At 62.2% G+C, this 20,545-nt stretch carries 20 protein-coding genes; 9 read left to right on the top strand and 11 right to left on the bottom strand.

Annotation, left to right across the window (positions count from 1 at the left end):
* Positions 1–217 precede the first annotated feature (217 nt).
* The 5 genes from MKP05_RS14840 to MKP05_RS14820 all read right to left on the bottom strand — a co-directional run bounded on the left by MKP05_RS14840 (position 218) and on the right by MKP05_RS14820 (position 5,324).
* Positions 218–703 (bottom strand): glutathione peroxidase, encoded by a 486-nt coding sequence (locus MKP05_RS14840; RefSeq protein WP_110282854.1) that lies wholly within the window; start codon positions 701–703, stop codon positions 218–220.
* Positions 704–777: 74 nt separating this feature from the next.
* On the bottom strand, positions 778–2,898 hold the full coding sequence (locus MKP05_RS14835; RefSeq protein WP_240569053.1) for a transglutaminase TgpA family protein: 2,121 nt from the start codon (positions 2,896–2,898) through the stop codon (positions 778–780).
* Positions 2,898–3,848 carry a DUF58 domain-containing protein gene (locus tag MKP05_RS14830; RefSeq protein ID WP_240569052.1) on the bottom strand — a complete coding sequence of 317 codons (951 nt, stop codon included), beginning with the start codon at positions 3,846–3,848 and terminating at the stop codon, positions 2,898–2,900. Before MKP05_RS14830 ends, MKP05_RS14835 begins: the two co-directional genes overlap by 1 nt.
* Before the next feature lie 7 nt (positions 3,849–3,855).
* Entirely contained in the window at positions 3,856–4,782 is a 927-nt protein-coding gene (locus tag MKP05_RS14825; protein ID WP_110282590.1) for an AAA family ATPase, read from the bottom strand.
* Positions 4,779–5,324: an NUDIX hydrolase gene (locus MKP05_RS14820; protein ID WP_110282591.1), complete on the bottom strand. Its 546-nt coding sequence runs from the start codon at positions 5,322–5,324 to the stop codon at positions 4,779–4,781. Before MKP05_RS14820 ends, MKP05_RS14825 begins: the two co-directional genes overlap by 4 nt.
* A gap of 132 nt (positions 5,325–5,456) precedes the next feature.
* Here MKP05_RS14820 and MKP05_RS14815 point away from each other — a divergent pair, with 132 nt between their 5' ends.
* Entirely contained in the window at positions 5,457–7,103 is a 1,647-nt protein-coding gene (locus MKP05_RS14815; RefSeq protein ID WP_240569051.1) for an acyl-CoA dehydrogenase family protein, read from the top strand.
* Here MKP05_RS14815 and MKP05_RS14810 read toward each other — a convergent pair.
* Together MKP05_RS14810 and MKP05_RS14805 are read right to left on the bottom strand one after the other, a co-directional pair.
* Positions 7,043–8,272, bottom strand: coding sequence for an EAL domain-containing response regulator (locus MKP05_RS14810; protein ID WP_240569050.1), 1,230 nt, complete (start codon positions 8,270–8,272; stop codon positions 7,043–7,045). The genes MKP05_RS14815 and MKP05_RS14810 overlap by 61 nt on opposite strands.
* Before the next feature lie 91 nt (positions 8,273–8,363).
* On the bottom strand, positions 8,364–8,987 hold the full coding sequence (locus MKP05_RS14805; protein WP_240569049.1) for a LysE family translocator: 624 nt from the start codon (positions 8,985–8,987) through the stop codon (positions 8,364–8,366).
* Positions 8,988–9,271: 284 nt separating this feature from the next.
* Between MKP05_RS14805 and MKP05_RS14800 the strand changes: the two genes are divergently transcribed.
* The 8 genes from MKP05_RS14800 (at position 9,272) to MKP05_RS14765 (ending at position 14,487) form a co-directional block, all read left to right on the top strand.
* Entirely contained in the window at positions 9,272–10,129 is an 858-nt protein-coding gene (locus MKP05_RS14800; protein ID WP_240569047.1) for a DUF4922 domain-containing protein, read from the top strand.
* Between the two features lie 289 nt (positions 10,130–10,418).
* Positions 10,419–10,649 carry a hypothetical protein gene (locus tag MKP05_RS14795; RefSeq protein WP_110282596.1) on the top strand — a complete coding sequence of 77 codons (231 nt, stop codon included), beginning with the start codon at positions 10,419–10,421 and terminating at the stop codon, positions 10,647–10,649.
* Between the two features lie 228 nt (positions 10,650–10,877).
* Entirely contained in the window at positions 10,878–11,033 is a 156-nt protein-coding gene (locus tag MKP05_RS14790) for a hypothetical protein (RefSeq protein WP_181421975.1), read from the top strand.
* Entirely contained in the window at positions 11,023–11,637 is a 615-nt protein-coding gene (locus MKP05_RS14785; RefSeq protein ID WP_240569045.1) for an exopolysaccharide biosynthesis protein, read from the top strand. The genes MKP05_RS14790 and MKP05_RS14785 overlap by 11 nt, the downstream gene beginning before the upstream one ends.
* A 228-nt stretch (positions 11,638–11,865) precedes the next feature.
* Positions 11,866–12,078, top strand: a complete 213-nt coding sequence (locus tag MKP05_RS14780; protein ID WP_110282598.1) for a hypothetical protein — start codon at positions 11,866–11,868, stop codon at positions 12,076–12,078.
* Positions 12,079–12,527: 449 nt separating this feature from the next.
* The gene (locus tag MKP05_RS14775) at positions 12,528–12,680 is read left to right on the top strand and encodes an XRE family transcriptional regulator (protein ID WP_240569043.1); all 153 of its coding nucleotides are present in this window, start codon (positions 12,528–12,530) and stop codon (positions 12,678–12,680) included.
* 74 nt (positions 12,681–12,754) lie between these two features.
* A protein-coding gene (locus MKP05_RS14770; protein ID WP_240569092.1) for an IS3 family transposase occupies positions 12,755–14,271 on the top strand; the annotation gives its coding sequence in 2 pieces (ribosomal slippage) (positions 12,755–13,189 and positions 13,192–14,271; 1,515 coding nt in all).
* Between the two features lie 12 nt (positions 14,272–14,283).
* Positions 14,284–14,487, top strand: a complete 204-nt coding sequence (locus tag MKP05_RS14765; RefSeq protein ID WP_338072358.1) for a helix-turn-helix domain-containing protein — start codon at positions 14,284–14,286, stop codon at positions 14,485–14,487.
* Positions 14,488–14,710: 223 nt separating this feature from the next.
* Here MKP05_RS14765 and MKP05_RS14760 read toward each other — a convergent pair whose 3' ends face one another.
* The 4 genes from MKP05_RS14760 to MKP05_RS14745 form a co-directional block, all read right to left on the bottom strand.
* Positions 14,711–15,583, bottom strand: coding sequence for a hypothetical protein (locus MKP05_RS14760; protein ID WP_240569038.1), 873 nt, complete (start codon positions 15,581–15,583; stop codon positions 14,711–14,713).
* A 19-nt stretch (positions 15,584–15,602) separates the two neighbouring features.
* Positions 15,603–16,232, bottom strand: coding sequence for a DUF2726 domain-containing protein (locus tag MKP05_RS21890; RefSeq protein WP_240569036.1), 630 nt, complete (start codon positions 16,230–16,232; stop codon positions 15,603–15,605).
* Between the two features lie 929 nt (positions 16,233–17,161).
* Positions 17,162–19,552 carry a S8 family peptidase gene (locus tag MKP05_RS14750; protein ID WP_240569034.1) on the bottom strand — a complete coding sequence of 797 codons (2,391 nt, stop codon included), beginning with the start codon at positions 19,550–19,552 and terminating at the stop codon, positions 17,162–17,164.
* Between the two features lie 15 nt (positions 19,553–19,567).
* Complete coding sequence (locus MKP05_RS14745) at positions 19,568–20,542, bottom strand: AAA family ATPase (RefSeq protein ID WP_240569033.1); 975 nt, start codon at positions 20,540–20,542, stop codon at positions 19,568–19,570.
* Between the last annotated feature and the right edge of the window lie 3 nt (positions 20,543–20,545).

Raw genomic sequence — 20,545 nt, 5'->3', positions numbered from 1 at the left:
TGGTGCGGCTGATGGTCGAGCGCGGCGAGATGCCCTGACCGAACCGGATGACCCGGCTCATGCCTCCGAGCTGGAACGAGTCGATGGTGCGGCTGATGGTCGAGCGCGGCGAGATGCCCTGACCGAACCGGATGACCCGGCTCATGCCTCCGAGCTGGAACGAGTCGATGGTGCGGCTGATGGTCGAGCGCGGCGAGATGCCCTGACCGAACGGCCGTCAGGGCTCATCGAGGGCCTTCTCCAGCGCCTCGCGAAGCTCCAACTCGCCGTCCCGGGGCGAGAAACGGTGGATCACCCGGCCATCGCGGCCCACCAGGAACTTGGTGAAGTTCCACTTGATCAGGGTGGTCCCCAGTACGCCAGGCGCCTGGCGCTTGAGCTCCACGAACAGCGGGTGGGCCTCCGGCCCGTTGACCTTGACCTTCTCCATCAGCGGAAAGCTGACCCGGTACTCCCGCTCGCTGAAGGCGCAGAAGTCCTGCGCCGACTCCGGTGTCTGGTGGCCGAACTGGTTGCAGGGAAAGCCCAGCACGGTGAACCCCCGGTCGCGATAGCGGCGGTAGAGCCGCTCGAGCTCCCGCAACTGAGGGGTGAAGCCGCAGCGACTGGCCACGTTGACGATCAGCAGCACCTGGCCGCGCAGGGCACCGAGGTTGAAGGGCTCGCCGCGATAGTTGCGGCATTGGTAATCGTGAATTGACATGGTCGAAGCTTCAGGGGTGATGGTGTCCACGATGCCACGCCCGCCGGCCGCATGCCAGCCTCGAAGGTCCCGGCTCATGGGGCAGAGGATTTCCGGCGCCCCAGTCGCCGGCGCGCTTCGACCACTCGCCGCGCCAGTCGACGCTGCCGCTCGCGACGCTCCGCGCTCCCCACTGGGGCATAGGCCAGCCGCTCGATGTGGCGGGCGCTCTCCTCCAGGGCCGGGCCGGCCGCGCCCGCCAGTGGCGCGATACGTCGCAGGTGCGCCGCCGGGGACTCCCCGGGCGCCGGCCCCAGGCCACGCCGCGCCAGCCAGGCCTGCAGGACCAGCAGCAGGGCCCGTTCGTCGCGACCGCGGCGGTGATGCCGCCACCCCAGCCACAGCAGCCACGCGCCCCCCGCCAGCCCACCCAGGGTGACCAGCAGGGTCGCCACGGCCGCCAGGGTCCCACGCCCCGGCGAGACCTCGATGAGCCAGGCCCAGAGGGCCCGCAGCCGCTCGCTGACGCGCTCCATCAGCGCGGCACGCGACGCACGCTGATACCCGATCACCCCGCGCTGCCAGCGATACTCCAGGCGCTCCCACTCCAGGCGCAGCTGGTTGGCCCAGCCCAGCTCGCGCAGACGCAGCGCCGAGAAGGGCGCATCGGCCAGGAAGGCCTCCCGGCCGTCGCGGATCGCCTGGGGGCCCTCCTCGATGCGTTCCGGGGCGATCACGCCGGTGGGATCCAGGCGCCGCCAGGCCCCGTCCAGCCACACCTCGACCCAGGCATGGGCGTCGTAGTCGCGCACCGTGACATGACCATCCGGGTGCCACTCGCCGCCGAGGAAGCCCACCACTATCCGGGCGGGAATCCCCACCGCCCGGGCCAGCACCGCCATCGCCGAGGCATAGTGGGTGCAGTAGCCGGCGCGGCTCCCGAACAGGAACTCATCGACCCTGTCGGCGGAGCTCAACCGCGGCGGCGAGAGCGTATAGCGGAAGGGCGCCTCGCCGAAGCGCGCCATCGCCGCGGCGAGGAAGGCGCGGGCGTCACCGCCGCTCTCGCGCCGCAGGCGCTCGGCCAGTTCCCGGGTACGCGGGTTGCCCTCTGCCGGCAGCATCGCCTGCCAGGCGGGCCCCGCCGGATCGGGATTGGACGGCGCCGCACCGCTGCTCGCAAGGCGCAGCAGGCTGCGGGAGCCCAGCGGCGACAGCCCCTCGAGGGTGCCGTCGGCGAGGAAGCGCTGGCGGCTGTCGCTGGCCAGTGGCGTCCCCAGCGAGGGTCGCCAGGGCCGGCTGTCGGGCTCGAGCAGCAGCTCGGTGGTGAACCGGGGAGCGTCGTCCGTCCAGGGCGTGTGCTGCCCCTCCCGCGCGAAGTGGTCGAGCGGGCGCCCCAGCACCGAGGAGAGCTCGCGCGGGGCGGTCCGGGACCAGCGCACGCCGTCGAAATGCGACAGGGTGTAGACCCGCCAGTAGCGCTCATGGGGAGACGGCTCGCGGCCCTCGAAACGCGCCCGGAAGGCCCGGGCATCGCTGCGCGACAGCTCGGCGATGTCGCCGGGGGCGATCTCGTCGGTGAGGCCGGTGGAGGCTCGGTTCACCTGGGGCAGGTTCCACAACGGCCCGACGCGCGGGAAGGTGACGAACAGCAGCGCCATCAGCGGCGCCGAGAGCCCCAGCAGCCAGGCCGTCTCCCGCCAGGCCTGGCGAGCCCCGGAGGCCCCACTCAGCCATACCAGCGACTGCACCAGCCAGCCCAGGGCCAGCAGCGCGGCGCCGGCCATGAGGAGGCCCTGGTCGTGCAGGAAGGCCCCGCTGGTGGCGACCACGCCGATCATCACCACCACCCGGGCATCGCGTCGGTCGTGGGTCTCGAGCAGCTTGAGCAGGTAGACCCCGAGCAGCAGGCCGATCAGGCCGTCCACGCCGTACAGGGTGCCGAACTCCAGCCATAGCGCCGCCAGCAGGCCGCCCACGGCCGTGAGCCGCAGCAGCAGGCTGGCCCGCGGCAGGCGTCGTCGCAGCTGCAGATGGCGGTAGCCCGCCACCGCCACGGCGAGCCCCGCCAGCCAGGCCGGCATCCAGGGCAGGTGCAGGGCGAGTACCAGGCACTGGCCGACGAACAGCTGGCGCAGCATGGCCGCACTCAGGGCGCGGCCGTCGGCCAGCACCGCCGGGGCCGGGCCGAGCCCCGCGGGCGGTCGCCGACGCATCACGCCCCCTCCTCCGGGCTCGCCGTCGCCGGGTCGAAGTGCGCCAGCGCCTCGAGGGCCAGCCGCCGCTGGCGGGCCCCCTCCCCCTGGGCCAGGGTCAGGCCCGGCAGGCGCAGCCCAAAGCGATCGCCGGCCTGGTGGTGGGCCAGCACCCGGGCACAGAGCACCGAGAGGCGCCGCTCGGCCTCGCCCTGGCAGGCATCGTAGTCGAGCCACAGCTGCTGGCGCGGTGGCACGCTGAAGACCTTGGCGGCGAGCACGCCGGTGCGACTCCACTGCTTCCAGGCCAGCCGGGCGGGGCTGTCGCCGGGCTCGGCGCGGCGCAACCCGGCGAAGTCGCTGGCGTCGAGGCCGGCGCCGGCGCGGCGATGCAGCGGTTCGTCCGCGTCGAGCGGCCGGGGATAGACCAGCAGCCGGTCTCGCGGTTCGAGCCAGGCCACCACCCGCACCAGTCCCAACGGCCAGCGGCTCTCGATGCGCAGCGGCGGAAGCGACTGCACCCCGCGGCGGGGCGCCGGCAGCGCCAGGGTCGTCTCGCCGCGACCCTCGGGCAGGTCCGCCTGCGCCGAGGCCCCGCCGGCATGCAGCACCAGGGCAGTGCGCGACCGCTTCCCCTCCAGGCTCACCCCGAGGCGCGCCTCGTTACCGGCGAAGACCTCCTGGGGCAGGCGCAGGGCGACCCTCACCCCGAGCAGGTTGCGCCAGGTGCGCAGCAGCACCACCACGCCGAGGGCGAACAGCCAGAACGCCAGCGCATGGGCCAGGTTGTTCTGGTAGTTGATGCCGAACAGCACCAGCAGCACCACCAGCCCCGCCCAGCCGAGGCCGAAGCGGGTCGGCAGCAGGAACAGGCGACTCTGCGGCAGGGGCGCCCCGAGTGACGCCGTCAAGCGCCCCAGCCAGCGGCGGCGCAGGCGCTCACGCCAGTCGGAGGCGACTCGATCGGGCATGGCCACGCTACCCCATCACCGGCACGCGAACGAGCAGGTGGCGCGCCAGGGCCTCGCCCTCCTCGCGCCGCCCGCTGCTGAGGCGATGCCCCGCCACCGCCACCCAGACCGCCTGGACGTCCTCGGGCAGCACATGGTCGCGTCCCTCGAGCAGCGCCCAGCCCCGCGCGGCCTGCAGCAGCGCCAGCACGCCGCGGGTGGAGAGCCCCCAGGCCAGCTCCGGATGCTCGCGGCTGGCAGCCGCCAGCGCCTGGACATAGTCGAACAGGGCCTCGGCCACATGGATATCGGCCAGGCGTGCCTGCCAGGCCTGCAGCCGCTCGGCATCGAGCAGCACCGGCAGCGAGGCCAGTTTCACCCGCCCGGCCTGGCCACGCAGGATCTCCCGCTCGGCCCGCGGGTCCGGGTAGCCCAGGGAGAGGCGCATCAGGAAGCGGTCGAGCTGGGATTCCGGCAGGGCGAAGGTGCCCGCCTGCTCCTGGGGGTTCTGGGTAGCGATGACGAAGAAGGGGTCCGGCAGCATGCGGGTCTCGCCCTCCACGGTCACCCGCCCCTCCTCCATCGCCTCGAGCAGGGCGCTCTGGGTCTTGGGGGTGGCCCGGTTGATCTCGTCGGCCAGCACCACCCCGTGGAACACCGGCCCCGGGTGGAAGGTGAAACGCGCCTCGCGGGGATCGAACACCGAGACCCCCAGCACGTCGGCAGGCAACAGGTCGCTGGTGAACTGCAGACGCTGCATGTCGAGCCCGGTGACCCGCGCCAGGGCCTGGGCCAGGGTCGTCTTGCCGAGCCCCGGCAGGTCCTCGATCAGCAGGTGGCCGCGGCACAGCAGGCAGCAGAGCGCCAGGCGCACCTCCCGGGACTTGCCCAGCACCACCCCCTCGAGGGCGGCGACCACCGCCTCGAGGCTGTCGATCCGCGCCTGGCGGTTCATGGCGCCGGCTCCAGGGCGCCGGCCTCGAGCAGCGCCTCCACCGCCTGGCGGGTATCCGGGGTGACCGCCTCCAGGGCCAGCGCCTCGGCGGGGGGCAGCCAGAAGGCGTCGGCGACCTCCTCGGCCTGCAGCGTCAGCGGCCCGTCATGGTCGACCAGGAAGAGGCTGCCGAAGATATGGTGGCCGCCCTCGGCGTGGACGAACTCCCGCACATGGCGCAGCGGCACGCCATGGATGCCCAGTTCCTCGGCCAGCTCGCGGCGGGCCGCCACATGGACCGCCTCGCCGGCCCCCACCACGCCACCGGCGGCCAGGTCGAGCCCGCCCGGGAAGACCTCCTTGGTCAGGGTGCGGCGCTGCACGCAGATCTCGCCGCGGGCATTGCGCACCACGATGTAGGTGGCGCGATGCCAGAAACGGAAGCGCCGCATCTGTACCCGGGAGGCACTGCCACAGGGACGGTTGCGGGCATCCACCAGTTGGATGCTCTCGTCGGCGATGCGTGGCGTCGGCAACGCCTCGGGCCGGAGGGCGTCGGTCATGGCATTCTCCCTGCGAAATGCCTTCAGCCTAACCAGTCCCGTCGACAGCGTCACGCGCAGGCAGCGCCGCGTTGACCCGGAGGCTCCCGGCCACCATGCTCGAAAGAGGCAGGTAACAGGGAGTCTTCGCCCATGTCCGACCATGCCCCCCGCACACGACTGGCCACCCACGAGGTGACCAACCAGCCCGCCCCGGGCGGAGACCGCGACCTGCTCGCCACCGACCTGCCCCTGCGCGAGGCCCTGGGCCGCGAGGCCCCCGACTGGGTGGCCCGGCGCCTCGCGGCCCTGGGCCGCGAGACCGGCAGCGCTCGCGTCCAGGCGCTGGGCGAGGCGGCCAACCGCCACCCGCCGGAGCTGCGACTCTTCGACCGCCATGGCCGGCGCCTCGACGAGGTGCTGTACCATCCCGCCTACCACGAGCTGATGCACCTGGCCATCGACCATGGCTGGCATGCCGTAGCCTGGCAGGAAGAGGGGCGCGGCGGCCACCAGGCCCATGTCGCCGCCCTCTACCTGCTGACCCAGGCCGAGCCCGGCTTCTGCTGCCCGATCACCATGACCCATGCCGCCATGCCGGTGCTGCGCCAGTCATCGCGCCTGGAGGCCCGCTGGGCCACCGGCTTGCTGGCCTGGGACTACGATCCCCGCCCCCTGCCCGCCGCCGACAAGAGCGGGCTGACCTTCGGCATGGCGATGACCGAGAAGCAGGGCGGCAGCGATGTTCGCAGCAATGCCACGCGCGCCGAGCCCGGGGAGGATGGCTGGTGGCTGACCGGCCACAAGTGGTTCTGCAGCGCGCCCATGTCCGATGCCTTCCTGACCCTGGCTCGCAGCGACGAGGGGCTCTCCTGCTTCCTGGTGCCGCGTTTCACCCCCGACGGCGAGCGCAACGCCATCGAGCTGCAGCGGCTCAAGGAGAAGTGCGGCAACCGCGCCAACGCCTCGGCGGAGATCGAGTACCGCGGCGCCTGGGCCGAGGCGGTGGGCGAACCGGGCCGCGGCGTCGCCACCATCCTGGCCATGGTGCAGCAGACCCGCCTGGATGCCGCCACCGCCCCGGTGGGCATGATGCGCCAGGCGCTGGGCGAGGCGTGGCGCCACGTGCGCGAGCGCCACGCCTTCGGCCGCGCCCTGGCCGAACAGCCGCTGATGCGGCAGGTGATCGCCGACCTGGCGCTGGAGGTGGAGGCCGGCCTGGCGCTGGTGATGCGCACGGCCCGGGCCTTCGACGGCATGGACCAGGAGCACGAGCGTGCCCTGGCCAGGGTGCTCCCCGCACTGGCCAAGTACTGGCACAACAAGCGCGGGCCGGGCTTCATGGCCGAGGCCATGGAGTGCCTCGGCGGCATCGGCTACGTGGAGGAGACACCGCTGGCCCGGCTCTACCGGGAAGCGCCGGTGAACTCGATCTGGGAGGGGTCGGGCAACGTGATCTGCCTCGACCTGCTGCGGGTGTTCTCGCGCCACCCCGAGGCGGTGGCCGCGCTGCGCATGGAGCTCGCCCAGGCGCACGGCCAACAGGCCGACTTCGACCGCGCCCTGGCCGGGCTGGAGCGCGAGCTGGCCCGCCCCGCGGAGGAGCTCGAGCCCCGGGCGCGCTGGCTCGCCCAGCGCCTGGCCCAGTGCCTGCAGGCCGCCCTGCTGCTGCGCCACGCCCCGCCCGAGGTGGCCACGACCTTCTGCCGCGCCCGGCTCGGCGACGAGGCCGGTCCGGCCTACGGGGTGCTGCCCAGCGACGCGCCGCTGGCGGCGATACTGGAGCGGATCGGCAGTTGAGTGCGGGCCAGCTCGGGGATCGCCTCCGCCGGCACCGGCCGCGACAGGCCGAAGCCCTGGACGTGGGTGCAGCCGTAGCGCTCGAGAAGCGCCAGACAGCTCAGCTCCTCGACCCCTTCGGCCACCACGCGGATGCCCAGCCGGCGGCCGAGCAGGGCCACCGCCTCGACGATGGCGGCATCCTGGGACTCCTCGTGCAGATGGCCCACGAAGCTGCGGTCGACCTTGAGCTCGCTGATCGGCAGCAGCTGCAGCCGGGAGAGCGACGAGAAGCCCACGCCGAAATCGTCCACCGAGACCTCCATGCCGTTGAGGTGCAGCCGGGCGGCGACCTCGCTGCCCAGCAGCTCGTCGTCCATGGCCGCGGTCTCGGTGATCTCGAGCACCACCAGTGGTGGCTCGCCCGGGGCACGGTGCCGGGTCAGCGCCAGCAGGTCGGGGCTCATCAGGTCATCGGCGGTGACGTTGACCGACAGCGACAGCGCCAGCCCCATCTGCCTCCACTGATCGGCATCGGCCAGGGCCTGCCGCAGCACGTGGCGGGTCAGACGCTTGCTCTGGGCCGTGGTGAGCAGGGGCAGGAAGCTGGCCGGTCCGAGCAGTCCGATCTCGGGATGGGCCCAGCGCACCAGGGCCTCGACCCCGCTCAGGCAGCCCGAGGCAAGCTCGAACTGGGGCTGGTAGTGAACGGTGAGTTCCCGCCGCTCGAGGGCCTGCTCGAGCTCCTCGGTGGTGAACACCGGGTCGCCCTCGACCTCCGCCGGCGCTTCGCGGCCGACCCGCAGGCTACCGAGACGCTGGCGCAGCTCGGTTAGCCGCATGGGCTTGTCCAGCGAGCCCAGCATCTGCAGTCCCAGGGTCTGACCGACACGCTCGGCGATGCGCACGATCTTGCGCTCCACCCCGCTGAGCAGCAGTATCCGCCCCCGATAGCGGCGCTCGGCCAGCAGCCGCAGCATGGCGATGCCGTCCAGTTCGCCGAACTCCAGGCTCATGATCACCAGCTGCGGCTGACAGCGGGCGATCTCGTCCAGCAACCGGGTTCCCTGACGGTAGTAGCGGCTCTCCATGCCCAGTACGTGAAGCTGCAACGACAGGACGGCGGCCACGTCGGGGTCTGCTTCCAGAACCACCGCCAGTGCCCGCGTCTCGTTCGACAGTTCGTTCATCGACAGGATTTCCGGTCAGGCAACAGGCTTGAGCGTAGCACCGACGCCGGGCGGCGACACCTGCAGAAACTGTCCCGCATCAACGTTCCCGTCATGAACCGCCGAGCGGTCCGGCCACCACCCGCAGCGCCAGGGCCAGCAGCAGCACCCCGGTGAGGCGATTGATCCAGTGGGCCCGGGCCTGCAGCCAGGGCAGCACCCGGGAGTGCGACAGGCTCACGGCCACCAGCACGTACCAGCCACCGTCGATGATCATCGCCGTGAGCACGATGACGGCCTTGGCCGCGACGCTCATCTCCGGGGTGACGAACTGGCTGAGCAGGGCGACGAAGAACAGGATCAGCTTGGGGTTGCCCAGCGCCACCAGCACGCCCTCCCGGGCTGCCTGGCGCTGGGTGGTGGCCATGGCGGTCGCCTCGAGGGGCCCGGCACGCCCGGCGCGCAACGCCTTGATGCCCAGCCAGGCGAGGTAGCCGGCCCCGGCCCAGGTGATCGCCTGGAACAGGGGCGGGACGCGCACGACCAGGGCTCCCAGGCCCCAGACGGTCAACAACGCATAGAAGCCGACACCGCACGCATGGGAAACTGCCGCCACCACGCCCGGCGCGCGTCCGCCACCCAGGGTATGACGCAGCACCAGGGCCAGGCTGGGGCCCGGTGACATGGCGCCCATGGCGCAGATCGCCACCAGCGAGATCCAGAGGGAAAAGGGCATGTCCGATCGACTCCCGGGGGTGTCAGCGGTGGAACTGCTTCTCGCGCTCCGGCTGCCACAGGATGGCATCGAGCCGATTGATCGTGGGGGGACGGGACGACACGAAACCTCCTTCAATGCCCGGCCAGCGGTCCAGGCGCCATAATAGTGATATGACGGCATCAACCAACAAAAACAGCCCTCCACCCGCGAGAGGTGAAGGACTGGTGTCTTCTGCATCATAGGGCCTCGGCACCGCCTTTGAAAGCCCCGCTGGGGAGGTACATCCGTCAGGGAGGAGCGCAATGGACGATCTCTGGACACGCACCCACCAAGTGAGTGCAGCGGCCCTGGCCAGCGGCGCGTTGCAGCCCATCGCCACCGAGTGCCTGACGCTTCGCGAGAACGGGATCCCCTTTGCGATCCGGATCCTCGGCAGCCTGGCCGACAAGGAGCGGGCCCGGGAACGGCTCGCCCGTGCCGGCCGGCAGGACGTCGATCCCTTCCTGCCACCCGACCCGGCGCTGCTGGTCAGCGAGGCGGGCCCGGCACACCTCTGTGTGCTGAACAAGTACTACGTGATCGAGCACCACCTGCTGCTGGTCACCCGCGCCTACGAGCCCCAGCGGCGGGTACTGAATGCTGCGGACTTCGCCGCCCTCGCCACCTGCCTGGCCGACGGCCCGGCCATGGCCTTCTACAACAGCGGCCCGGAAGCCGGGGCGAGCCAGGCGCACAAGCACCTGCAGCTGCTGCCGCGCGGCGACGCCATGACGCTGCCCTTCGAGCCGCTGCTGACGCGGGCGGCCACGCGGGGCTCGCCCACCGCGCCCGAGATGGCGTTCGCCCACCGGCTCGTCGCACTGCCCGACGGCCTGCTCGCCCGGCCGGCGCAGGCGGCGGGTTGGCTGCATCGGTGCTATCGGGAGCTGCTCGAGGCGCAGCACCTGGTGGTGGCCACCGACGGCAGCGTGACGCATCCCTACAACCTGCTGCTGACCGAGAGCTGGCTGATGCTGGTCCCGCGCCGGCGCGAGCGGACGGGGACGGTCTCGATCAACGCCCTGGGCTTTGCCGGCGCGCTGCTGGTCAAGAGTCGGGAGCAGGCCGAGGCGCTGCGGCGCGAGGGGCTGATGCGGGCCCTGGTGTCGGTGGCCGGCTGATCCCGGGCGACAGAGCGATGGCGCCCGGCGCCACCGTCGATACCGCTCTCGGAGGCTCAAGATACGGTGGCTCACGGCGATCCTCGCTGGTCGGATAGCCGAGGAGCACAGAGTTAGGGAACGGTGTTTACAAACACTGTTTTTATACTACACTAAGGATAGGGACGATGCCAGGCGCAGACACGATTTCCGCTCCCGCTGGCACGGGCTGCAAGAGCCTTACCTGCAGATAATGGAAAGCATCCTGAGCCAGCGCCCTGCACAGGATGCTTGAGGAGGGACAGCCATCATGACCATCGCCATTGCCACCCCGCTCGCACCCAACTGGCAGCACGTCCATGCCGACTGGTGGCAGGACGATCAGGGCAACGACATCCATCGTGTCGAGATCGATGGCGTCGCACTCTATCACTGCCACTTCGCCGGTTCGCCGCTGCCGTGGGATGCGGTGGCCACGAGCCTGGACGAGGCAATGACGGTCGCCTCGAGGGCCCGGGCACGCTCGGCGCGCAACGCCTAGATGTCCAGCCAGGCGAGGTAGCCGCCATCACCGGCGCCATTACGGAGGATGACGCCCTGCAGATGCTCGGCGTCGTGCCGATTGATGACAGCCCTCCACCCGACAGCGGGCAAAGGGCTGTGATAACCACTGCCTGACGTCATTCCAGGCCACCGGGACAGCCCCGGCGGCTGCACTCCCGCGGGGGACGCCGGTACACTGTCGGCATACCCGACGATGGAGCCCTTCATGAACGTCCGCACCTTCGCCTTCGCCCTGCTGCTGCTCGGCCTCGTTCTGGTGGTCTTCGGCTGGCTGACCACCAACCCGGCGGCGCTCGTGGGGCTCACCCTGATCGCTCTCGGCGTGATCCTGCTCTGGACCCGGAGGCAGAATGCCGAGTGACATCCCCGACGAGTCACCATGCGAGTCCCCGACCGACCTGACCGGCCTGTTGGCACGCATGCGACAGGCCGGCCAACGGGAGGAGAGCGTCAGCCTGGACGCCTTGCTCGACAGCGTGGGCCGGCGCTCCTTCGCCCCCTTCCTGCTGCTCGCCGGGCTGATCACCCTGGCGCCCATCCTGGGCGACATCCCCGGGGTGCCCACCCTGATGGCCAGCCTGGTGGTGCTCTCGGCCGTACAACTGCTGGCCGGCCGGGATCATGTCTGGCTGCCGCGCTGGCTGCTGCAGCGCCGTATCGCACGCGAGCGCTTCGTGCAGGCCACCCGCTGGATGGAGCGCCCGGCCGGCTGGGTCGACCGCCTGCTCAAGCCGCGGCTCACCTGGCTGACCCGGCCGCCTGCCCACCTGCCGGTGGCCCTGACCTGCCTGCTGATCGGCCTGGCCATGCCGCCCATGGAACTGGTGCCCTTTACCGCCACCGGCGCAGGCCTGGCGCTCACGCTGTTCGGCCTGGCCCTGCTCGCCAACGACGGCCTGCTGGCCCTGCTGGGCTATGCCCTGACCGGCGGCACCCTGGGCGTGGTGATCGCCAGCCTGGTCTAGGACGCCGTCACACTAGGCCCTCGAGCACGAGCGCGCCCTGGCTGGCACCAGGCATCCACTCCCAGGCGCTGCGCCGGGGTTTGCAACCCTATACCAAGGTCGATGATCAAAACTCTTTGCAAGGTAGCCCCCCGGGTGCTGCCTTTAACCATGTGGGCCGACGCATCCCACGCCGGCGACACCCCGAAGGCCATCGACTACCTGAACCCCCTCGAGGAGGCCTGACCCATGACCCGATGCAACCACACTGAAACTCGCCCAGTCGGAGATGACTGCGCTTTCGCGGGCCCAGTCACCCGCGAACACGAGAATCCCGCGGCACACGGCAACATCACCCGCACCGAGCGCTGCGTACTCTGCGGCGCCGAGCGGAGCGTGAACATCAATGGCATCCACGAGGAGTACGGCGAATGGGATGAACCGTTCGACGACGAAGACTGAAGGACCCGGTGACTGTCGGATTTGACCGGTCGTCGCGAGAGATGCGGATTTCGTGGGGGGGACGATCCGGGCATGCCGGTTCGGGGGATGACTGCTGCGCGTCAGACAGGGTCCGCAGGGCGTACCAGACCTCGGGAGTGGATCACCGAAGTGTCGCACCTCAGGCTCTGATCCAGGCCTGTAACCCGCTGAACCCCATGGCCATGGGGCGCGCAGGTTACGTGGTACCGGCGGTCGGACTCGAACCGACAAGGGCTTGCACCCGGCGGATTTTGAATCGGGGCTCGACTTGCTCACAGCCAGTCAAATCAGCATGTTATCGGCCATGAAAGGCTCGTTTCGCTACGCTAGCGGCTTGTTGCGTCGACGCGATGTCGACACTTTCCGCTATACCCATATGGGTATAAACTGCCGCTGAGTGGTCAGCAGCACGCCAAGGGGAAAACGTCATGACCATCGAAACCGGCTCCACCAATGTCTATGCCGACCTGGGCATGCCCGATGCCGAGGAAATGCTCATCAAGGCCCAGTTCGCCGCCAAGATCGGCGAGATCATCAAGCGCCGCCGCCTGACGCAATCCAGGCCCTATCTGTCAACGTAGTTGTCACCTAACCCAGCTTAGAGGTGATCAACGTGCGTTACTCTCCGGAGCGTAAGGAAGCCATCCTCAAGAAGATGGCACCGCCCATGAGCCTGACCATCCCGGAACTCGCCGAACAGGAAGGCATCTCAGCAGCAACCCTCTACAATTGGCGAAAACAGGCCAGAGCACGAGGACAGGTTTTGCCATCACGATCCACCAAGCCCGATCAGTGGACCAGCCAGGAGAAGTTCCGCATCGTCCTGGAAACCGCCCCGATGAACGAGGCGGAGTTCGCTGCCTACTGCCGTGAGCGTGGGCTCTACCCCGAGCAGGTGGAGGCCTGGCGGGATGCCTGCATGAACGCCAACGCGGATGCGGCAGAGCAGACCAAGCAGCTCCGTCAGGCCCGCAAGGAAGAGCAGAAGCGGCTCCGCAAGCTGGAGCGAGAGCTTCGCCGCAAGGACAAGGCACTGGCTGAGACGGCGGCGCTGCTGGCCCTGTCAAAAAAAGCCGAGGCGATCTGGGGCACGACCAACGACGAGGACGACTGACCAGCCTCCCGGATCGCCAGCACATCGTGGCGTTGGTGCAACACGCCCAGCGCGACGGTGCCCGGCTGGCCAAGGCCTGTCAGGTGATGGGCATCAGCGTACGAACCTTCCATCGCTGGACCGCCGAGGGCGCTGTGGCGGCAGACCGCCGGCCCGAGGCGGACCGGCCTGAGCCGGTCAACAAGCTCTCGGCAGTGGAGCGAGAGGCGATCGTGGCGCTCTGCAATTTGCCGGAGTATCGCAGTCGACCGCCGGCCTTCATCGTGGCGGACCAGGCCGACAAGGGCCGCTATCTGGCCTCGGAGTCGACAATGTACCGAGTGCTTCACGAGCATGGGCAGCAACACCATCGGGGTCGGCAGCAGTCTCCCCAGCGTAAACGCCCACCGACCACCCACCAGGCCGATGCGCCTAACCGCCTGTGGTGCTGGGATATCAGCTGGCTGCCTGGCCCCGCGCGGGGCACCTGGTGGTACCTGTACCTGATCATGGACGTCTTCAGCCGCAAGCTCGTCGGGCACGAGGTCTACGAAACCGAAAATGGTGAACTGGCCGCCGAGCTGATCCAGAAAGCCTGCTGGCGGGAGCACCTGACGGATCGTCATAAACCTTTGATTTTGCATTCAGATAACGGCAGCCCGATGAAGGCCGCGACCTTCCTGGAAAAGCTGTATGACCTGGGGATTACCCCGTCCTACAACCGACCGAGGGTCAGCAACGACAATGCCTTCGCCGAGTCGGCCTTCAAGACGCTGAAGTACCGGCCGGGATTCCCCATCGACGGCTTCGCCACGCTCGCCGAGGCCCAGGCGTGGGTCCAGCAGTTTACCGAGTGGTACAACCATGAGCACCGCCACAGCGCGCTTCGCTACGTCACACCCGGGCAGCGCCACAGCGGCGAGGCCGATGGAATTCTGGCTCAGCGGCGAGAGGTATTTGAGGCCGCGAAGCAGCGCCATCCTGAGCGCTGGGCGGGCGACATCCGCGACCTCAGCTTGCCAGAGGTCGTGTACCTGAATCCCGAACGGGAGCCGGTACGCCAGGCAGCAGGATTTTAAAGAGCCGACACCATTTCATGTGTCATCTATGTTGACAGACACCGCAGGGCCGTCGAGATCATGGGCATTCCCCAGCCCAAGGTTTCCGCCCTGCTGCGTGGCCAGTTCCGCGGCATCTGCGAAGCCAAGATGCTCGAGGCCATTGCTCGTCTCGGCCCTGAAGTGAAAATTGTGATCGGCCCATCACGCCGTCGATCTTCCCCTGGGCATGTTTAACTTGAGATGTCTTGAATCGAGGCCGCTCGAGTTAACTTCCTTTCATATCAGCACGTTACGAGCAAAATAGGCTAATCACGCCTCATTTCAGCTCGCTCCGTCGACAAGGTGTAGTCACTTGCCGTTATATCCATGTGTGAGATGTGGCTGGTCTGATGTTGCACTTCCTCATTGAGAACGCCAACTCGTTCATTCAAGCTGCCACAGTTTGTAGTCCACAACCTCAATCACCATTATAAAAATACCCACCAATCAAATACAAAACAACAACGATCAATGCAAGAGAAATGAATGAAACCAAAATCTCTTGAAGTCTGTTCCTTTTTATCTTTTCTCTCAGAACATTAACATATGCATCTTCTATATTAGAATAAGAATCCTTTATTTTGTTGTAAAGAGACTCAATATCCACCATATTCTCATTAATTGTATCCTTTCTAATCTGACCACATATCGCACGGCATTTCCCCATCGAGCTTTCTATTCTTTCTCGCTCTGCTTTTATTTGGTCGTCGCTCTTTTTGATGATTCGATCCAACTCTCTACTTATAGTTGTATAATCAATAACCCTCATTGCTTCGGCCACAAGAGCAGGTGGCCACCACAAAATCCTTAACATCTTAACAACAAAGGATTCCTCTCCTTTTTTTACTGCCAAGTAGTTAGCATCCACCACCAACTTCACACCTCTAGCAATGACAGCCTCTCCATCTATTTTGATAGAAGCAGGCATATTTTTCATTACAGCCTCTTGCTTTAAAACCAATAACTCTCTTTTTTCATAAATTTCTTCCAGCGCAAACTTTGCCTCGCTTTGAATTTCATTGGTATATGGCATCATCCTCGTGCTTTTAAAGCCTGGCACTCCAATATCGCAACTATCAACATGCTTATCTAACCCCTTCCTGAAAAAGGTCTTTTTTGCAAGTTCAATATTCCTACACGATGCTATAAAATCGTGCACTGCCTCATTGAGTTCTTCTATCTTTTTCTCATTAAACCTAAGTAGGGCATAGTTCTTTTCATTAAAATTCCTGTTGCTTATCAATATTGCCGCATAAAATGCCAAAAAAGGACCCCAAACAAAAATATCCATCCCCCCTCCCTATTACAACCTAAATAATCTCAATTTTTCTTTCTTTATAATTAACGCGCATTCTCTCCAGTCTTACTCCCGCCACTTCACATGCCTTATTAATTATCCTATCTCTCTTCAATCTATCTGGCCTTTCATGGCTAGGATCGTCCAATTCCAAGGTACAATACACCTTAAAATCTTCATGGTTACACAGCACATAGTCAAAGTGCCACTGTGAAAGCTGCCGAAACAGCGACATATACTCGCGACTCTTTGGATGGTACTTTGCGCTGTTTGGCTGGATCAGATCGACAACACGAACCTGACAGAAAATCCTATATCGGCCGCCATAGGCTTTTTCAAGCACCTTATAGACATCACGCTCGGTGGGGGTCATCAGGTGAGATCGAGCGATGTAGGCGTCTTCACGCTCCATCAGCTCTTCTGAGTAGTTACGGTTCGGGCCTTTCTCATGAAGGTTCAAAGACTCTTTCAGCTCTCCCTGGTCCTTGCCTGGCTGGTAGCGGTCCTGTCGTTTCCCCGGTCTTCCCTTACGCGTTGCTCGTTTGACCAGGAGCAGCAGCATAGTGATGGCGGCGATTGCCGCAATAGCGATGAACGCAAATTTCCATACCATTTGCGTGACGTCATTTAAGGCCTGTTCCACTGTGTCCCCTCCCTGGTTTCTTTTTATCTACAATCCCTGCTCAGGCTGCCCCTACTCGTGAAGCTTGCCTCCCTGGTACAGATATCCACAACCCGCCTCGCTACTCAGCACCGGGGTGGTTCGAGCTCTTCATCTGTAAAATCAACAAGCTGAGTCCACCCCCTGGGTCGCTACACTCATCAGCTTATGGCTGTCGACGCAATGTTGCCACCCCCATGTGGCTTGCAGCTCCATCGCCTCAGCTATAATGTTACAGATTGTGTGCTATATCCACTTCGGACACGCACACAGGGGCATCATGGATTATGATATTATGCTAATTCATCACGTTGCAGCTTGCTGCTTGTAGAGTCAGTGTCTTGCAGCGCTTCATTCCTTCATCTTGGCTCGCCATGGCATCACCCTGTAGACACGATGTAGTCACCACATTGTCTACGGCACTGGTCATCCCATCCCTACGCGATTGTCAGCGTTGGCCTACATACCTGCCTGGCTTTTATCTTTATCATTTAATAAAGCGGGAAGGCTCAGCCATTGACGATATCACGATGATGACAGACCCTAGAGGCCGCTGGGTGATGATATGCCGTTGTGGTTCTACAGAGTCAAGGCCCTCCTGGGCGGTGTTTGATCTACACCTGATAGAGGGCACCCGCTACCGCATTGTCTGCCATGCTTTCGGGCATGTCACCGATCACTCAATGCACCATGGGACTGCTGGAAAAGTCCATCATGGATAAGTAGATTGTATAGATCCTCCTTATAAAAGATATAACGACTCATGCGACACCCTACTTATATTCATGGATTAACCTTCTTAACTTTGCGGAAGCTCTACAAAAAACGTGCTTCCACAAGTCTCTTCACAGCACGAGAGAGCTTAACAATATATTGAACCACTAAAGCACAACCTTGTATTAAACCAATTACTAAACTCTAGCTCTTTCCTGCGCTCTAGCCCTCTGTTGAACCTGTTGCTCGATCCGCTGCGATATTTGGGTATATAGTTGAGCATTTTCGTTTTCACGATCAGTAACTGTAACCACAAGCGAATAGGGTTCTTTCTCTAAGCTAAGAGCCTCACCCCAGTCCTTATCTTGACGCGTAACAACTACAAACCACCTTTCAGCTGGATTAGGTTGACGAATTGTCCATTTAGAGAATTGAACAGACCCTTTTCCTCGCAACTCAGAAGAAACATCCCTGTTATTTACAGCAGCATCACTCCTTGATTTTGTTTCATCCTGGGTATTGTGATTAAAGAATCTTTGCACATTATCGAGAGATGTGTCTTTGACCAACCTATAGTGAATCTTCGTGGCCATATAATCAATTCGAGTAGTTCTAACCGCAGGAGAATAGGCTAGGGTTACGCGAATTTCCCTAGTTGCTCGCTGAGATCTTAAAAACTCTTCAGGGAGGGGAAGCTCAAAAAAGTGGTGAACATTATTCTCTATCTTTTCCTCCGCCATAAGCACAACAGCACTTTCAGATGAACGAAAAAGCTCGCTCTCATCAACAAAACCATAGCCAGCCAGATCTCGATGCACCTCACGACCAGTTGAGCGCTTATAAGCCTCTTGGATTTCTTCAGAGAAAGTGCTTTCAACTTCTCTCGGCATATTGGCGTGATTGACGATTAATGCTCTTAGTAAGTTTGAAGAAGCTTTGGGGTAGTTATTTAGCAGGCGGCCGGCCAAATGGGTTATATATGGAGCTGCGTAACTAGTCCCAGACACCTCACTTAAAAGAGTGCTTCCCATAAACCTATTATTGCAAGTCAACACTCCCATGCCATGCCCAACAGCATTATATTCAGCTCCTGTTCTCACAGGAGAAGCCAAGTTACCACCCACTGCAACTAATTCAGGCTTTATTGCACCTTTAACAGATGGGCCATGACGTGTAAACGGAGAGGGCTGGTGTTCAGATGCAGGCGCTAGCTGATTAATTTCCGGGTAGCGCTGAGCATCGAATGTCGCATTATGTCTCGCTATACTCCCTACAGTAATCGCATGTAATGCAGGAGCGGGATCAAAAATAACGCTCTCTTCACACAACAAATATTCCGGGTATTCTTCACGCCAGCTGTACTTAGGAATATCAGGATCTATCGACCCGTTAAAGTTGCCAGCCGAGACAACAAAAAGCACATCATATTCTCTTGAAAGCTTATCCAATACATAAGCTATCCCTCGAACATGCCGACTATCATATGGAGCGTTCTTATTTCCGATCGATAGATTAAATATCCTACACTCATGCTCATCCACAAAGTATGACACTGCATCCATCAAAGTTTTTTCGATTGTATTTATATTAAACTCACAGTTTGAATCCAAAATCTTTCCATTAAACACAAGAAGCTCTGGCTTCCAATAGTTCGATGCTTTGCACGCTTCAAGGTCACCATAAAGAGCTATCCCTGCGACTGCTGTACCGTGGCCAGCAACATCAAACTCATCTTCCCCATTAACAAACGATGCACTCTCAGCCACTGCTGGTGCTAACAGTGGATGATTAGTAGCGACACCACTATCAAGAACACAGATCCTGGCAGCATTTTCGGGCGGGGTAGGAATTTCATGAGGCAACTGCTCAAGATCAATATTGAGCTGATGATATTGAATACCACTCTTAGGCGGCAAGTCCACAAGCCTAACGTCGCCAAGTTCAAGTAGTAGGTTTGCCTGGTCCTCACTAACCTCTAGACGATACATAACCAAGCTATCGAGATTCAACTTATCCTTACGAGCAATATCGTTTTCAGCTATCCATTTCTCGAATGCCTGACAGATAATTAGCCTATCAGGATGGTGAGCAACCGCTATTGGCCAAAGCTCCACATCTAAGGCGAATGATGCTTCATCTGGAAAACCTTGCTTCTTAACAATCCAGCTTTTCCTATCCTCAGCTGTCCAGTTGTCAACCCCCTCAATGGCCTCTAGTATTTGCTTATATGTGAGTTCAGACTCATCTATACCAAGTTTTTGTAGATGATCTGAAAAAATAGCCAACCCAGCCTCATCCGCAAAAACAATACATAACTCATTATCTTCCTGACTGACAAATTGAACGCCGTGCTTTTGCAGGTGATTTATATCTAGAAGGCCTGTATACTGTATTTTAAAAACAAAATTTCCAGGCCTAGAAGAAGGCTGCTCTCTCGCGTACTCAATAGAATGATTCAAGCTGGTCAACAAACGCTGACCGTGGCCTCTCAAATCGCCGCGATCTGGCCTTGGTATATTCATCTTTCTTGTTCTTCTTTCGTTTTGCAGAAGTTCCCTTTCTATCACCAGGTGCTCATAATCCATCATAGCCAACCCTTCTTATTACACTCGTTCCCGCAAAGCGGCCTTCTTAATATCTTTAATAGTTATGAACTCTTGGCTGCGAAGAATCATGCGCTTAACAGCTCTTCTCACGATGCGCTCAATATCAGCACCGCTACAATTTCCAAATATTTCAAGCAATGCTTTCTCATCTAACTCAAACTGACGGCGAACACCACGCAGCTTAAGCAAAAGAATCTGCTGAATCTGTTGTTCGCTTGGAAGCGGGAAATCGATACTTTCATCGAATCTACGCCAGATTGCAGTATCAAGAATCTTCTCATGGTTTGTAGCTGCTAAGATAAGACTTTTTCCTTGGTAAGCATCCATCATTTGTAGCACAGCGTTAACTACTCGACGTAACTCACCATGCTCAGCTGGATCATCCCGCTCCTTACCAATCGCATCAAACTCGTCAAATAACACCACCATCGGCCGAGTTGCAATAAAGTCAAAGACCTTGCGAAGGTTAGCAGCAGTTTCCCCAAGAAAGGAAGAAACCAGCGCATCAAGGCGTACTATAGCCAGTGGAAGATCTAACTCAAAAGCGATCACTTCTGCAGCGAGAGTTTTCCCACACCCCGGAGGGCCAAATAAAATAACTTTCCCTGAGGGTTTCATTCCATAGCTTTTAAGAACATCTGCTCGCCTGTGCTCTTCCAGCAACTCTTCAATAGCTATCAAGCTTTTATCTGGTAATACAATTTCTTCCAAGGGTCGTTGTGCTTGGCGGATATCCAGCAGAGGTAAGCCACGTTCTTTGTCAGTCGGAGGCTCTGGTAAAGTACTACGCCCATTCCATTTTGCAGGCTTCAAGTTGTCGCCGTACAAAATTTTCTCAAGGTCGTTAGCCAACAGGTGATGTTGCTTCTGTCGTTCATCCTGAATAATAGTTTCTGAGGCATGACGAAATGCAGCAGAGTCTCCACTTGCCCCTGCTCTAATCAGCTGCCTTAGTACTTTTCCATTCGCCATTAG

The organism is Halomonas flagellata, assembly GCF_022487945.1.
GTDB lineage: Bacteria > Pseudomonadota > Gammaproteobacteria > Pseudomonadales > Halomonadaceae > Halomonas > Halomonas flagellata.
The sequence above is the reverse complement of the archived record's forward strand: the minus strand, read 5'-3'. Positions and strand labels throughout refer to the sequence as shown.

What these genes read in the sequence shown, in the direction of transcription:
- MKP05_RS14840 (WP_110282854.1), bottom strand. Translation starts at nt 703, where the DNA reads ATGTCAATTCACGATTACCAATGCCGCAACTATCGCGGCGAGCCCTTC.
- MKP05_RS14835 (WP_240569053.1), bottom strand. Translation starts at nt 2,898, where the DNA reads ATGCGTCGGCGACCGCCCGCGGGGCTCGGCCCGGCCCCGGCGGTGCTG.
- MKP05_RS14830 (WP_240569052.1), bottom strand. Translation starts at nt 3,848, where the DNA reads ATGCCCGATCGAGTCGCCTCCGACTGGCGTGAGCGCCTGCGCCGCCGC.
- MKP05_RS14825 (WP_110282590.1), bottom strand. Translation starts at nt 4,782, where the DNA reads ATGAACCGCCAGGCGCGGATCGACAGCCTCGAGGCGGTGGTCGCCGCC.
- MKP05_RS14820 (WP_110282591.1), bottom strand. Translation starts at nt 5,324, where the DNA reads ATGACCGACGCCCTCCGGCCCGAGGCGTTGCCGACGCCACGCATCGCC.
- MKP05_RS14815 (WP_240569051.1), top strand. Translation starts at nt 5,457, where the DNA reads ATGTCCGACCATGCCCCCCGCACACGACTGGCCACCCACGAGGTGACC.
- MKP05_RS14810 (WP_240569050.1), bottom strand. Translation starts at nt 8,272, where the DNA reads ATGAACGAACTGTCGAACGAGACGCGGGCACTGGCGGTGGTTCTGGAA.
- MKP05_RS14805 (WP_240569049.1), bottom strand. Translation starts at nt 8,987, where the DNA reads ATGCCCTTTTCCCTCTGGATCTCGCTGGTGGCGATCTGCGCCATGGGC.
- MKP05_RS14800 (WP_240569047.1), top strand. Translation starts at nt 9,272, where the DNA reads ATGGACGATCTCTGGACACGCACCCACCAAGTGAGTGCAGCGGCCCTG.
- MKP05_RS14795 (WP_110282596.1), top strand. Translation starts at nt 10,419, where the DNA reads ATGACCATCGCCATTGCCACCCCGCTCGCACCCAACTGGCAGCACGTC.
- MKP05_RS14790 (WP_181421975.1), top strand. Translation starts at nt 10,878, where the DNA reads ATGAACGTCCGCACCTTCGCCTTCGCCCTGCTGCTGCTCGGCCTCGTT.
- MKP05_RS14785 (WP_240569045.1), top strand. Translation starts at nt 11,023, where the DNA reads ATGCCGAGTGACATCCCCGACGAGTCACCATGCGAGTCCCCGACCGAC.
- MKP05_RS14780 (WP_110282598.1), top strand. Translation starts at nt 11,866, where the DNA reads ATGACCCGATGCAACCACACTGAAACTCGCCCAGTCGGAGATGACTGC.
- MKP05_RS14775 (WP_240569043.1), top strand. Translation starts at nt 12,528, where the DNA reads ATGACCATCGAAACCGGCTCCACCAATGTCTATGCCGACCTGGGCATG.
- MKP05_RS14760 (WP_240569038.1), bottom strand. Translation starts at nt 15,583, where the DNA reads ATGGATATTTTTGTTTGGGGTCCTTTTTTGGCATTTTATGCGGCAATA.
- MKP05_RS14750 (WP_240569034.1), bottom strand. Translation starts at nt 19,552, where the DNA reads ATGATGGATTATGAGCACCTGGTGATAGAAAGGGAACTTCTGCAAAAC.
- MKP05_RS14745 (WP_240569033.1), bottom strand. Translation starts at nt 20,542, where the DNA reads ATGGCGAATGGAAAAGTACTAAGGCAGCTGATTAGAGCAGGGGCAAGT.